The organism is Bacteroides coprosuis, from assembly GCF_020741705.1.
GTDB classification, from domain to species: domain Bacteria; phylum Bacteroidota; class Bacteroidia; order Bacteroidales; family Bacteroidaceae; genus Bacteroides_E; species Bacteroides_E coprosuis.
In genome coordinates, this window is sequence record NZ_DYYK01000158.1 from 1 (window position 1) to 13,761 (window position 13,761).

12 protein-coding genes are annotated in these 13,761 nt (G+C 35.4%); 5 read left to right on the forward strand and 7 right to left on the reverse strand.

From position 1 onward, the window contains the following. The 3 genes from K8V80_RS09510 to K8V80_RS09520 form a co-directional block, all read left to right on the forward strand. Positions 1-1,918, forward strand: a 1,918-nt coding sequence (locus tag K8V80_RS09510) for a glycogen debranching enzyme N-terminal domain-containing protein (RefSeq protein WP_276777387.1), incomplete at its 5' end; no start/stop codon positions are given. 14 nt (positions 1,919-1,932) lie between these two features. Continuing rightward, positions 1,933-3,198 carry a glycosyltransferase family 4 protein gene (locus K8V80_RS09515; RefSeq protein ID WP_040310125.1) on the forward strand — a complete coding sequence of 422 codons (1,266 nt, stop codon included), beginning with the start codon at positions 1,933-1,935 and terminating at the stop codon, positions 3,196-3,198. Positions 3,199-3,209: 11 nt separating this feature from the next. Beyond that, on the forward strand, positions 3,210-4,574 hold the full coding sequence (locus tag K8V80_RS09520) for a glycoside hydrolase family 57 protein (protein WP_276777392.1): 1,365 nt from the start codon (positions 3,210-3,212) through the stop codon (positions 4,572-4,574). A 96-nt stretch (positions 4,575-4,670) separates the two neighbouring features. On the opposite strand, the gene K8V80_RS09525 is transcribed toward K8V80_RS09520, so the two are convergent. Beyond that, complete coding sequence (locus K8V80_RS09525; protein WP_276777394.1) at positions 4,671-6,185, reverse strand: DUF4270 domain-containing protein; 1,515 nt, start codon at positions 6,183-6,185, stop codon at positions 4,671-4,673. Between the two features lie 21 nt (positions 6,186-6,206). Beyond that, entirely contained in the window at positions 6,207-7,034 is an 828-nt protein-coding gene (locus K8V80_RS09530) for a glycogen/starch synthase (RefSeq protein WP_006744398.1), read from the reverse strand. Between the two features lie 232 nt (positions 7,035-7,266). On the opposite strand from K8V80_RS09530, the gene panC reads away from it, so the two are divergent. Both panC and panD read left to right on the forward strand, forming a co-directional pair. After that, positions 7,267-8,115: a pantoate--beta-alanine ligase gene (gene panC, locus K8V80_RS09535; protein ID WP_276777397.1), complete on the forward strand. Its 849-nt coding sequence runs from the start codon at positions 7,267-7,269 to the stop codon at positions 8,113-8,115. Between the two features lies 1 nt (position 8,116). Continuing rightward, positions 8,117-8,464 (forward strand): aspartate 1-decarboxylase, encoded by a 348-nt coding sequence (gene panD / locus K8V80_RS09540; RefSeq protein WP_006744400.1) that lies wholly within the window; start codon positions 8,117-8,119, stop codon positions 8,462-8,464. Between the two features lie 83 nt (positions 8,465-8,547). Here the strand turns inward: panD and K8V80_RS09545 are convergent, their stop codons facing one another. From K8V80_RS09545 to K8V80_RS09565, 5 genes are all read right to left on the reverse strand, one after another. Beyond that, on the reverse strand, positions 8,548-10,902 hold the full coding sequence (locus K8V80_RS09545) for a bifunctional dihydroorotate dehydrogenase B NAD binding subunit/NADPH-dependent glutamate synthase (protein WP_006744401.1): 2,355 nt from the start codon (positions 10,900-10,902) through the stop codon (positions 8,548-8,550). Between the two features lie 37 nt (positions 10,903-10,939). Continuing rightward, a complete protein-coding gene (gene serS / locus K8V80_RS09550) occupies positions 10,940-12,214 on the reverse strand; it encodes a serine--tRNA ligase (RefSeq protein WP_276777403.1) in 1,275 nt (424 codons plus the stop codon). Positions 12,215-12,361: 147 nt separating this feature from the next. After that, the gene (gene rpmA, locus K8V80_RS09555; RefSeq protein ID WP_276777406.1) at positions 12,362-12,631 is read right to left on the reverse strand and encodes a 50S ribosomal protein L27; all 270 of its coding nucleotides are present in this window, start codon (positions 12,629-12,631) and stop codon (positions 12,362-12,364) included. A gap of 27 nt (positions 12,632-12,658) precedes the next feature. Next, entirely contained in the window at positions 12,659-12,976 is a 318-nt protein-coding gene (gene rplU / locus K8V80_RS09560; protein ID WP_006744404.1) for a 50S ribosomal protein L21, read from the reverse strand. A 601-nt stretch (positions 12,977-13,577) separates the two neighbouring features. Continuing rightward, the coding region (locus K8V80_RS09565; protein ID WP_276777411.1) for a TraB/GumN family protein at positions 13,578-13,761 on the reverse strand (184 nt) is incomplete at its 5' end.

The following is a 13,761-nucleotide window of genomic DNA, read 5'->3' on the forward strand; positions in this document are numbered from 1 at the left end:
GTTAAACCTTGAGGAGTCTTTACCTCGCGAGGTTTTAAGAACCAATAAATCGGGAGCCTATCATTGTACTACAATTGTTGACTGTAATACTAGAAAATATCATGGTTTACTTGTTGTACCTATACCTGAACTTGGAGATGATAATCATGTTTTGCTTTCTTCCCTAGATGAGACTGTTATTCAACATGGAGCTGAGTTTAATTTGGCATTGCATGAATATAATGGCGGTCACTTTAGTCCGAACGGACACAAGTATATAAGGGAGTTCGATTGTGAAAAGATACCCGCTACCATTTATAGAGTAGGAGGGGTTATTTTAAAAAAAGAAAAAATATTTGTGCGTCATGAGCAACGTATATTAATCAGATATACATTGCTTGATGCACATTCAAAAACCACTATACGCTTTAAGCCTTTCTTGGCATTTAGGAAAGTAACTACCTGTACTCATGAGAATGATGCTATCAACAAACATTATGATGAGGTAAAGTGTGGTATTAAAACGAGTTTATATCCAGGCTACCCAGAGTTATATATGCAACTCAGTAAGCAGGGTAATTTTATATTCACACCAGACTGGTATAGAAACTTTGAATTCCGAAAAGAACGTGAGAGAGGTCATGATTATAGCGAAGATCTTTATGTGCCAGGCTATTTTGAAACACCAATGGCTAAAGGTGAGTGTGTGGTATTTTCTGCTGGATTATCAGAAACAGAACCTACAAATCTAAAACAACTTTTCGATCAAGAAATAGCAGCACGTACTCCTCGTGATAGCTTTGAACATTGTTTAAAAAACTCAGCTCAACAGTTTTATAATAAGCAAGGAAATCGTAGCTACATTGTAGCTGGGTATCCTTGGTATAATAAACAAAGAGCAAGAGATCTTTTTGTTTCACTTCCTGGATTGACTTTAACAACCGATCATAGAGATTGGTTTGAGAAAGTAATGGATACAGCACAAGATAAAGTGTCTGCCTTCATGACTACTCAAGGAGGTGATGAAGGACAGTTGAAAGATTTAGGAGATTCCGATGTCCTATTATGGATTATTTGGGCTTTACAAGAATATGCAAAAGCTACATCATTACTTGATTGTAAGAATAAATATGGCTCATTCATTTTTGATATTATTAAATATATCAAATCTCATAAGCATCCTAATTTGTTTTTACATGCTAATGGCTTGCTTTATACCAATGGCAAGAATAAACCTGTAACATGGATGAATGCTGTAGTAGAAGGTAAACCCGTTACTCCTCGAAGTGGTTATGTTGTAGAAATAAATGCTTTGTGGTACAATGCGCTAAGATTTGTAGAAAGTATATATGAGATGGATTCGACATCTGTAGTACCTCCTGCACTTAAAGAGCTTATCACAGCAATAGAACATTCTTTTGCTTCTACTTTCCTCAATAAATATGGCTATTTATATGATTATGTAGATGGTAGTCACGTTGATTGGAGCGTACGCCCTAATATGATACTAGCTGTTGGGTTAGATTATTCTCCACTAGATAAAAAACAGATGAAATCTGTATTGGATATTGTAACCAAAGAGTTACTTACGCCAAAAGGATTGCGATCATTGAGTCCCAAAAGTATGGGATATAATCCTATATACATTGGTTCTATTAGAGATCGAGGTTATGCGTACCACCAAGGAACAGCATGGCCATGGTTAATGGGATTTTATACTCAAGCTTATTTAAAACTGCATAAGAGAAGTGGTGTATCTTTTATAGAGCGTCAGTTAATCGGGTTTGAATCTGAAATGAGTAATAACTGCATAGGATCACTATCTGAATTATACGATGGAAATCCTCCATTCAAAGGGCGAGGAGCAATTTCATTTGCTATGAATACCGCAGAAATTCTGAGAGTATTAAAAATATTATCAAATTATTATTTAGAATAGGAGGGAGGTAATAAATGAAAGTTTTAATGTTTGGGTGGGAGTTTCCACCACATATTTTAGGAGGGTTGGGTACAGCCAGTTTTGGTATGACAAAAGGTCTCTCAGCTCATAAAGATGTAGATATTACCTTCTGTGTACCTAGATTACATGGTGATGAAGATCATAGCTTTATTAAGCTAATCGGAATGAGTAATGTTCCTGTAGTTTGGAAAGATGTAAATATGGACTATGTGAAATCCAGAATTGATGGTTTGATGGATCCTCAGTACTTCTTTGAACTACGCAATCGCATTTATGCAGACTTTAGCTCAATTTTCACCAATGATTTGGGCTGTATTGATTTCTCAGGTCAGTATCCCGAAAACATTCAAGAAGAAATAAACAATTACTCAATAGCAGCTGGTGTAGTAGCTCGTGAAGAAGAATATGATATTATTCACTCTCACGATTGGGTAACTTATCCTGCAGGAATTCACGCAAAATTAGTTTCAGGTAAACCTTTAGTCATTCACGTACATGCTACCGACTTTGATAGAAGTAGAGGAAATGTAAATCCAGTAGTGTATAACATTGAGAAAAATGGAATGGATTATGCGGATCATATTCTTTGTGTTAGTGAATTGACTAGGCAAACTGTTATAAATAATTATAACCAGTCTCCTTCGAAAGTATCTGTGATGCACAATGCTGTGATGCCACTGTCTGATGAGATACAGGCAATTGTCCCCAAGAAATTTGAAAAGGAAAAATTAGTTACATTCCTAGGACGAATTACCATGCAAAAAGGGCCAGAGTATTTTGTTGAGGCAGCTGCATTAGTTTTGCAAAAGCTGAAAAATGTACGCTTTGTTATGGCGGGTAGTGGAGATATGATGAATGATATGATTATCATGGCGGCTCAAAAAGGAATTGCTGATCGCTTCCATTTCCCTGGATTTATGCGTGGGAAAGAGGTGTATGAGGTGTTGAAAGCTAGTGATGTCTATATCATGCCATCGGTGTCAGAGCCTTTTGGTATTTCGCCTCTTGAAGCTATGCAATGTAGTGTTCCTACAATCATTTCAAAACAATCTGGCTGTGCAGAGATTTTATCTAAATGTATTAAAGTAGATTATTGGGATATACAAGCTATAGCAGATGCAATTTATGCGATATGTACTTACCCTGCTCTTTATGAGTACTTGCAAGATGAAGGAAAAAAAGAAGTAGATGAGATTAAATGGGAGTACGTAGGGGATAGGCTCAAAAAGAAATATGAACAAATAATTAAAAAGCACTAATATACAAAGTTATGAAAACGATTTGTCTGTACTTTGAAATACATAATATAATACATCTAAGACGCTATCGCTTTTTTGATATCGGATCTGATCACTATTATTACGATGACTATACCAATGAAACCTCTTTAAATGATATTGTAGAGCGTTGTTATGCTCCTGCTTTGTCGGCACTTTTGGATATGATTGAAAGCTCTAATAAAACCTTTAAAGTGGCTTTTGCTGTTTCGGGTGTGGCATTGGAGCAGTTGGAAATGTATGCTCCATCGGTAATTGATTTATTACAAGATTTAAATAAAACGGGTTGTGTTGAGTTCTTGGCAGAGCCTTATTCTCATGGTCTATCTTCTTTCATTCATGAGGAGACCTTTAGAGATGAAGTAAAAAGACATGCCAACAAGATGGAAGAACTTTTTGGACAGAAGCCTACCATCTTTAGAAATTCAGGACTTACCTACTCAGATGACATTGCTAACCTTGTTGCTGATTTAGGTTATAAAGCGATGCTTACAGAGGGAGCAAAGCAAATATTAGGATGGAAAAGTCCTCATTTTGTATATCATAGTGGTGCTAGACCTGATTTGAAATTGCTATTGAGAGATTTTAAACTCTCAGATGATATAAGTTTGAGATTCTCAAATACCGCATGGTCAGAATACCCATTGTATGCTGATAGATATCTAGATTGGATTGATCAGTTACCCGAAGATGAAAAGGTTATTAATTTATTTATGGATCTGAAGACTATAGGTATTTTCCAACCTTTATATTCTAATATTATTGAGTTTTTCAAAGCACTACCTGCTGCTGCAGCAGCTCGAAATATTGAATTTGCAACTCCTGCTGAGGTTATTGAAAAACACTCTTCGCAAGGTGGACTTTCTTCGGCTTATCCTGTATCTTGGAATGATGAGGAAAGAGATACTAGCTCATGGTTGGGTAATGTAATGCAGCGTGAAGCATTTAGAAAACTATATAGTGTTGCTGATCGTGTTTTGATGTGCAACGATAGGCATATAAAGCAGGATTGGGATTACCTTCAAGCAAGTAATAATTTCCGATTTATGTCAACTAAAAATACAGGATTAGGTGTATATAGAGGAATATATGATTCTGCCTATGATGCATTTACTAATTATATGAACATTATAAGTGATTTCATTAATCGTGTTGACGCGTTATTCCCAGAAGAATTAGGTACTGAAGAATTGAATGCTTTAATAACAACTATCCAAAACCAAGGAGAAGAAATAGCCCAGCTTCATGATGAAATAGGTAAATGGGAAATGAAGTATGGTAAACTATCAAAAGTAAAATCTAAAGCTGCTGCACGTCGAGTGAAGAAACAGCAAATATCAGGAAATGAACCCCTATAAATGGAGATTATATCGTATCATAAAAAAGCTCTAACCCGATTGGGTTAGAGCTTTTTTATTGTGTATTCTAATTATTTAGAAGGCTACAAAGATTGATTATTTATTGAGGGACATAAAGATAGCTTTTAGAGTAAGTTTATCTCCCCCTGCATTGGTGTCACCACCTTTTAATCGTACATATTCAGGCTTAAGATCATGTCTGATATTAATTACGACTGGTATTTTATTTCCGTAATAATCTTGTTCTATTGTAGTATCTAAAGTAACGGGTATTAATACCATCTTATTCCAATCCTTATTTTCTTCTTTCCACTTGTTTTCCCATTCTTGTTGGTTCCAATTTGTACCTGCTTCTTTTTTAGCCTCTTCTAAAGCTTTTTCCTTGTTAGTTGATAAAGAGGTTATCAGTTTAGATACATTGGGGAAAACATATTGGCCTTTGTTGTTGAGGCTTGCAATATAGGATGTGATATTGTCGTTAATTTTATTTTCCTCAAAGAAACTTAGCTTTTCGGAGCTGGGTATCATTAATAACTTATTGGGTTTACCCATTGGAAACTCACTCGTATCATCATTATTATAACTGTCAAATATTAATTTAACAGAGTGAATTGTATCATTTTGTACTTCACTATCATTGATTATATCATCAATAGGTAAAGTTACTTGGGTGAAAATACCAGCTGGAGATTTTATATAAGTGTGATTCTTTTCTTGGACCTTAGCTTCTAATATTTCTGGGGAAGATTCTAGCTTATTAAGCTGGAATACTTCTTTAGTTCCTACAAAGCTTAATCTGACTGTTTCAATAGAGTCTTTGTCATTATGGGTTTGTAGAATGTTTCCCACAGAGTCAAGTTTGTAGATTTCAAATTTGATATCTAAAGAAACCCTGTCAACATATAAGATAGATCCAGATCCTTCGTCACATTCAGCATAAATTCCTTTAAATACATTTTCTATGAATGCTTCATTGTCATAAAAGTATTCTGGATGCTCTCGATTGAGCTTTAATATCTTATCTCCAATGCCTTTCTCTAGATTAAATCTTACTTGAGGTTCATAGAAATCGGAGGCTTTAATTGAGTCGCTGACTCCTAAATTTGCTGCAGAATAATGTCCTCCTGCGAGGAAGTCTCCTTTGTATTCACTAGCATTAATGTCTGTATAGTGTATTTTTGGGTCATCTACAATATTTTTGTTTAGTTCGTAGATACTTATGTGGCTTGGTGCAATAGAGTCACCAAAATACTTATGATAAGCAAATACTATTTCTGTTGAAAGTGTTTCATCACTGACCATAAGCCCCTTCTTAGTCTTAGAGTCATATACGTCAGGAAACTTAATGCTATCTAAGCAGTTAAGTTGAGTTAAGAAACCAGCTTGGTAAATACCAAATTGGCTGTCGTTATACCTTCCAATATATGCTGTATCAGTACGTGCATATACTGGTCCTGAAAGAACCGACTCGGTAAAAACATCGTAGTTTTTAGAGATGACATCTATATGATCTTCATCAGGTAGCATTCCTAGGCCTACACCTTCTGTATTGTCATCACATCCAAAGAAAGAAAGGGCTATAAGAATAGCCCATATATACTTTACTTTCATTATTGTATTATCTGATTTGTTTTACTTTGTTTCAGATTCCCAAACTTTGTCGTAAAAAGCATCAAATGCATCGGCATAATCTTCTGCTCCTTGGTAATCCAAGACCAATTTACCACTTTTACGTGCATATTCCATAACTTCTTCATTAACTTTTTCACTATTTTGTATAATACCATCAGAATGGTCTATAGCAAACTTCATTAATGATACGTAGTTAACAGGTCCATCACCTAGTGATTTTAGATCTTCTTGGTCAATACCTTTAAGCATTAGCTTTTCTTTGAAGTCGGCATCGAAGTTTTCTTTAAATTCATCTTCATAAATTGAGAAAACCATTTTAGAGTCTCTGAAAGATGGTTCATCTCTAAATGCTTTTTTAATATATAGAGGCGCTAAAGCACTCATCCAGCCATGGCAGTGTACAACTTCAGGACACCAGCGCAATTTCTTTATGGTTTCAAGTACCCCTCTAGCAAAGAATATAGCTCTTGCATCATTGTCTGTGTATTCTTTACCCTCTTTGTCTTTGGTAAGCTTACGCTTCTTAAAGAATTCATCATTATCAATAAAGTATACTTGCATACGAGCTGGCTGAACTGATGCTACTTTTATTATAAGAGGATGATCTGTATCATTGATAATTAGGTTCATCCCCGATAAACGAATAACTTCATGTAGCTGATTTCTACGTTCATTAATCGTTCCCCATTTGGGCATGAAGGTTCTAATTTCTCTACCTTTCTCTTGTATCGCCTGAGGGAGGTTTCTAGCCACCAAAGACATTTCAGATTTAGGTACAAAAGGGGAGATTTCTTGTGTGATAAATAAAATTTTGTTCGCCTTAGTCATTTTAACAATTGTTCTCAATTATAATAGCAAAGGTACTAAAAAAATCGATAGGAATGAAAAGTGTAACTTGCTATAATTGTAATTATTATCAATATTATAGGTGCGTTTATGTATAAATACTAATTATTTTAGAATAAATATTGGTTGAAATATAAATTATTTAGTAATCTTTATTATTTGGAAAATAATCTGTTATTTTGCATCAAATTAAATAGTTCATGATCTTTTAATTATGAAAGTTATTCATACTGTTAAGGATTTACAAGCTGAGTTACAGGCATGTAAAGATAAAAAGATGACTATTGGCTTGGTTCCAACTATGGGAGCTTTACACGCTGGTCATATCTCCTTAGTAAATAGAAGTGTAGCTGAAAATATGGTTACTGTTGTTAGTGTTTTTGTGAACCCTACACAGTTTAACGATAAAAATGATTTATTAACCTATCCTCGTACTTTGAAAGAAGATTGCAAACTTCTTGAGGATAATGGTGTTTCCTATGTCTTTTCTCCTTCGGAAAAAGAAATGTACCCAGAGCCTGATACTAGAGTGTTTACTTATGCACCCTTGGATACCGTAATGGAAGGAAAGTTTCGTCCTGGACACTTTAATGGAGTTTGTCAAATTGTGAGTAAATTATTCTCTTTTGTGTCACCTGATAAGGCGTATTTTGGAGAGAAAGATTTTCAGCAGTTAGCAATTGTTCGTAAAATGGCTAGTGAGCTTTTCCCTAATTTGACAATTGTAGGATGTCCTATAATGCGAGAAAAAGATGGAATGGCATTGAGTAGTCGTAATGCACGTCTTACTCCGAAGCAAAGAACTGAAGCTTTAACTATTTCTAAAACGTTATTTGCCAGTGTTGAATATTCAAAAAGTCATTCGGTTTCCGAAACTTACCAGTTTGTTGTTGATGGTATTGCTGCTAACTCTGCCCTTAAATTAGAGTATTTTGAGTTGGTTGATGGTAATACTCTTCAAGGGTTTACTAACTGGGAAGATACTAATTATGCTGTTGGGTGTATTACTGTATTTGTTGGAGAAGTAAGGCTTATTGATAATATAACCTACAAAAAGAATTAATATGTATATAGAGCGATTAAAATCGAAAATTCACTGTGTACGTGTAACAGATGCTAACTTAAATTATATTGGTAGTATCACCATTGATGAAGATCTAATGGATGCTGCAAATATTATTGAAGGAGAGAAAGTTCAGATAGTGGATAATAATAATGGTGAACGATTTGAAACCTACGTCATAAAAGGAGAAAGAGGATCGGGATGTATTTGCTTGAATGGTGCAGCTGCTCGTAAAGTTCAAGTAGATGATATCGTTATTATTATTGCTTATGGGTTGATGGACTTTGAAGAAGCCAAAACATTTAAGCCCTCTGTGATTTTCCCAAAGCATCCTAATAATACATTATAATTGAATTCTGTATAAAGATGAAAAAAGATCGACTCATGCGAGTCGATCTTTTTTCTATTGTATTATAGCTCAGTAACTATATATTAAGCATTTTTTAATTGTTCATTCATATTAGTAGCTGCTTTTCTACCATCTCCCATTGCTAGAATAACAGTAGCACCACCACGAACAATATCTCCCCCTGCATAGATTGTTGGGATTGACGATTGCATTTGGTCATTAACCTTTATGGTGTTTTTCCATCCTAGTTCTAGACCTTTTATTGATGTAGGAACAATAGGGTTTGGTGATACACCTACACTTACTACTGCCATATCAATATCTATAGTTTCAACAGCACCTTCAATAGGAATAGGTTTTCTTCTACCTGAAGCATCAGGAGCACCCAATTCCATTTTTTGAAGAACTACTTGTTTTACTTTCCCTTGTTCGTCAGCAATATACTCAATAGGGTTATGTAGGGTCAAGAACTCGATACCTTCAGCTTTCGCGTGATGTACTTCTTCAAGACGTGCAGGCATTTCTTCCTCAGAACGTCTGTAGATAATCATTGCTCTTTCTGCTCCAACACGTTTAGCGGTACGAACAGAGTCCATAGCAGTATTACCACCTCCAATAACAGCCACACGTTTTCCTTTAGTAACGGGGGTATCTGATTCTGGGTTAGCAGCATCCATAAGGTTTACACGAGTTAAATATTCGTTAGAAGACATGATATTGATGGAGTTTTCTCCAGGAATACCCATGAAGTTAGGAAGTCCAGCTCCCGATGCTACGAATATACCTTTGTATTCTGCTCTTTCAAGATCTTCTACACTAATTGTTTTGCCTACGATACAGTCTGTTTTGAATTCTACTCCTATTTTTTCTAGGTTTTTGATTTCTACATCAACAATCTTGCTAGGAAGACGGAATTCAGGAATACCATATTTAAGAACACCACCAACTTCGTGTAAGGCTTCAAATACAGTTACTTTATATCCGTATTTTGCCATATCACCAGCAAAGGCAAGTCCTGAAGGTCCTGATCCAATAACAGCAACTTTAATGCCATTACTTTCTGCTACTTCTGGAATAGAAATTTGTCCGCTTTCTCTTTCGTAGTCAGCAGCAAATCTTTCAAGATATCCGATAGCAACAGCCGGTTTTCCCATTTTAAGATGAATACACTGTGATTCACATTGTTTTTCTTGAGGGCACACACGTCCACATACAGCAGGCAAAGCACTAGTTTCTTTTAGTGTTTTAGCAGCATGTAGAAATTCACCTTTTTCAATATGTTTAATGAATCTTGGAATATCTATTTCTACAGGACATCCAGTAACACAACCCGGATTAGCACAATCTAAACAGCGTTTCGCCTCAGTTAATGCTTGTTCAGCTCTAAGACCTTGATTTACTTCTTCAGTAAGACTTGTTGCTCTATAAACAGGGTCTAGTTCATTCATTTGGCAACGTTCTATTTGAGTACGTTCTTTGGGTTTCATTTGTTTACGTAACTCTACTCGCCAAGCTGCATTTCTAGATTTATCTTCATCCACATTGTCTTGTGGTGTTGTATGACTAGTTATTAAACCTTCAGAGATTGTTTTTGGCTCTTTATTAACTGTCTTTTCTGCTTTACAATTAATATTTCCCATTTTTTCTTCTTCGATAGATTTAAATGCTCCCATACGTTTAAGCATTTCATCGAAGTTTACTTGGTGTCCATCAAACTCTGGTCCGTCAACACATACGAATTTTGTTTTTCCGCCTACAGTGATACGACAAGCTCCACACATACCAGTTCCGTCAACCATAATGGTATTCAGTGAAACTACTGTTGGAATGTTGTATTCTTTAGTTAGCTTACAAACAAACTTCATCATAATAGCAGGTCCAATTGCAAAGCAACGATCTACTTTTTCTCTTTTTAGAACTTCTTCGACACCTACAGTTACTAATCCTTTTCTTCCATAAGAACCATCATCGGTCATAATGATTACTTCATCTGAATTAGCTCTGATATCATCTTCTAAAATAATAAGATCTTTTGATCTACCTGCAATTACAGAAATAACTCTGTTGCCTGCTTTTTTTAGTGCTTCTACTATTGGTAGCATGGGGGCCATACCTACACCTCCACCAGCACAGACTACAGTTCCGAAATTTTCAATGTCAGTAGCTTGTCCCAAAGGACCTACTACGTCAGTAATGTAATCTCCAACATTCAGATCACATAAACGAGAAGAGGAGAGACCTACTCTCTGTACTACAAGTGTAATTGTCCCTTTTTTAGGATCAGCACCTGCAATGGTAAGAGGCATACGTTCGCCCTTTTCACCCACTCTGATAATCACAAAGTGTCCCGCTTTTCTAGATTTTGCAATTAAAGGAGCTTCAACTTCAAATCTATAAACGCGTTCTGAAAACTTCTCTTTTTTAATGATTTTGTTCATACTCTTTTTTCCCTTGTATTTTGTGTTCTATCGAAAATTAGTCGATGATGTCAAAACCGCAATATGGAACCAATGCTTCAGGTATTTTAATGCCTTCAGGAGTTTGGTTATTTTCAAGTAGAGCTGCTACAATTCTAGGTAAAGCTAATGCTGAACCATTTAATGTGTGACAAAGCTCTGTCTTTTTATTATCGCTGCGGTAGCGACACATTAAGCGATTGGCTTGGTAAGATTCGAAATTGGATACTGAGCTAACTTCTAACCAACGTTTTTGAGCTGCTGAGTAAACTTCGAAGTCAAATGTTATTGCTGAAGTGAAGCTCATATCACCACCACATAGGCGTAAAATACGATATGGTAAACCTAGTTTGTTTACAAGACCTTCAACATGAGCAATCATTTCTTTTAGTGATTCGTAAGAATGTTCTGGAGTGTCGATTCGTACGATTTCAACTTTATTAAACTGGTGTAATCTGTTAAGACCTCTTACATCTTTACCATAAGAACCAGCTTCTCTTCTGAAACATGCAGAATAAGCACAGTTTTTAATAGGTAATTCTTTCTCATTCAAGATTACATCTCTGTAAATGTTTGTTACAGGTACTTCTGCAGTCGGAATTAAATATAAATCATCTGCTGTAGCGTGGTACATTTGTCCTTCTTTATCAGGAAGCTGACCTGTTCCAAAGCCTGATGCTGCATTAACAACATAAGGAGGCTCAATTTCTAAATATCCAGCATCTCTTGCTTCATCTAAGAAGAAGTTAATTAAGGCACGTTGTAAACGAGCACCTTTTCCTTTATAAACGGGGAAACCCGCTCCAGTGATTTTTACGCCTAATTCGAAATCTATAAGGTCATATTTTTTAGCAAGTTCCCAGTGTGGAATAGCATCAGCTGGTAGATCTGGGTTTTTACCACCCGTGCGTTCTACTTTGTTATCTTCTGCTGAGTTTCCTTCGGGTACAGATTCATGAGGAACATTAGGAATGTTGGAGAGTAATTCATTTAATTCTCTTGTAGCATCATTCATTTCATCTTCCAAAGCTTTGTTTCCATCTTTCATGGAAGCTACTTGGTTACGAATTTCTGTTGCTTCTTCCTTTTTTCCCTCTTTCATTAATTGACCGATTTCTTTTGAAAGGGATTTTACTTCTGCAAGGTTATTGTCTAATTGAGTTTGAGCATCTTTTCTCTTGTTGTTAACCTCAATAACTTTCTCTAAAGCTTCTTTAGGATTCTTGAAATTCTTCTTTTCAAGTCCAAGAATAACCTTTTCGGTATCTTCTGTAATCTGTTTTATTGTAAGCATATTAATACTTTTTTATGAACATATCATTGAACTACAAAGATACAGAAAAATAGCTAATTACTATAGCTCATGATACAAAAAGAGAGGGATACAAACTCTATAAGTTGTATCCCTCTCTTTTTAAATATTTTTTACTGTGATAAAGTCTTATGCTTCTACACTTTCAGTAGGAGTAATTGAAACAAATCTTCTGTTTGCTTTACCTACTTTAAAGTTTACAGTACCATCTACTAAGGCGTAAAGAGTGTGGTCTTTACCAATACCCATATTTTCACCTGGGTGGAAAGCTGTACCTCTTTGACGTACGATGATATTACCTGCTTTACAGGTTTCACCACCAAATATCTTAACGCCTAATCTTTTACTTTCTGATTCACGGCCGTTCTTAGAACTACCTACACCTTTTTTATGTGCCATTTCTTCTTAAGTTTTAATTGATTATGATTAAGCTATTACTTCTTTAACTGTCAATTCAGTGAACTGTTGACGGTGACCATTTTTTACACGGTATCCTTTTCTTCTCTTCTTTTTGAAAACGATTACTTTTTCGCCTTTTACTAGAGGAGATTTAACTTCACATACAACTTTAGCGCCATCAACCACTGGGGCACCTACTGTAATGTTACCGTCTTTGTCTATTAAAAGAACTTTGTCAAATTCTACCGTTGCACCATTTTCTACATCTTGGATGTGGTGAACAAATAGTCTCTTGCCAGCTTCTGCTTTAAACTGCTGACCGTTAATTTCTACAATTGCGTACATCTGTTATTATTATAAATACAGGTTTGCTCCTTCGGGTGGGTTTATACCTTAAACTCTCTTTTTTACCCGGGTAGGAATAATTGGGTGCAAAAATAATGATATTCGTTGAATAAATCAAGTTATTCTGAAAAAAATATACTTTTAGATAGTAGATGATGGGGTATCATTTATCCAACTTCAAATTTATGAGTGAGAATAAGTTATATGAATTTTAGAAGTGAGCTATTCTATCATCATAATATTTTAAAAAAAAGTTAGGTGTAATCAGTTCAGGTACCTTTTAGATAAATAGTACTGAATTCGTTTAACACCGATATGATGATGACATGTCGGTGTCATAGTATCATCATGTCGGTGTCATGATGAGAACATGAAAGTCTTCTTTGCTTGTAAAGGGCAGGAAACCAGTACGAAGAAAGAAGTACGATTTATTGTATAAAAAAGCCTCTGCCTATGTTTGTTTATTTAAAAATAGACGGAATGGCTGATATTCTTTATAAGAGTTGATTTGTATAGGGTATATACTCAATGTTTTTTTATTGAGTATATACAAAGAACTTAAGATAGGTATATATAGGTGTTTTTTTACCCCCCCCCTTTTTTATTTACTTGGTTGGATAGGTTCTACTGTGTAGCCTTTTTCTTTTAATAAATGAATAACACCATTTGACCCTGGAAGATGGAGCGCACCTACTGCAATGAAGCAAGTTTGTGAGGATAGGAACTGTTCTAAAAGTGGTATCCATGATTGGTTCCTATTGTCAACCATCTTTTTCCAGTCTTTG

Excerpts from the sequence above, each read along its gene's own strand:
- rplU (WP_006744404.1), bottom strand. The coding sequence starts at position 12,976 with ATGTACGCAATTGTAGAAATTAACGGTCAGCAGTTTAAAGCAGAAGCT.
- panC (WP_276777397.1), top strand. The coding sequence starts at position 7,267 with ATGAAAGTTATTCATACTGTTAAGGATTTACAAGCTGAGTTACAGGCA.
- serS (WP_276777403.1), bottom strand. The coding sequence starts at position 12,214 with ATGCTTACAATAAAACAGATTACAGAAGATACCGAAAAGGTTATTCTT.
- K8V80_RS09520 (WP_276777392.1), top strand. The coding sequence starts at position 3,210 with ATGAAAACGATTTGTCTGTACTTTGAAATACATAATATAATACATCTA.
- rpmA (WP_276777406.1), bottom strand. The coding sequence starts at position 12,631 with ATGGCACATAAAAAAGGTGTAGGTAGTTCTAAGAACGGCCGTGAATCA.
- K8V80_RS09530 (WP_006744398.1), bottom strand. The coding sequence starts at position 7,034 with ATGACTAAGGCGAACAAAATTTTATTTATCACACAAGAAATCTCCCCT.
- K8V80_RS09515 (WP_040310125.1), top strand. The coding sequence starts at position 1,933 with ATGAAAGTTTTAATGTTTGGGTGGGAGTTTCCACCACATATTTTAGGA.
- panD (WP_006744400.1), top strand. The coding sequence starts at position 8,117 with ATGTATATAGAGCGATTAAAATCGAAAATTCACTGTGTACGTGTAACA.
- K8V80_RS09545 (WP_006744401.1), bottom strand. The coding sequence starts at position 10,902 with ATGAACAAAATCATTAAAAAAGAGAAGTTTTCAGAACGCGTTTATAGA.
- K8V80_RS09525 (WP_276777394.1), bottom strand. The coding sequence starts at position 6,185 with ATGAAAGTAAAGTATATATGGGCTATTCTTATAGCCCTTTCTTTCTTT.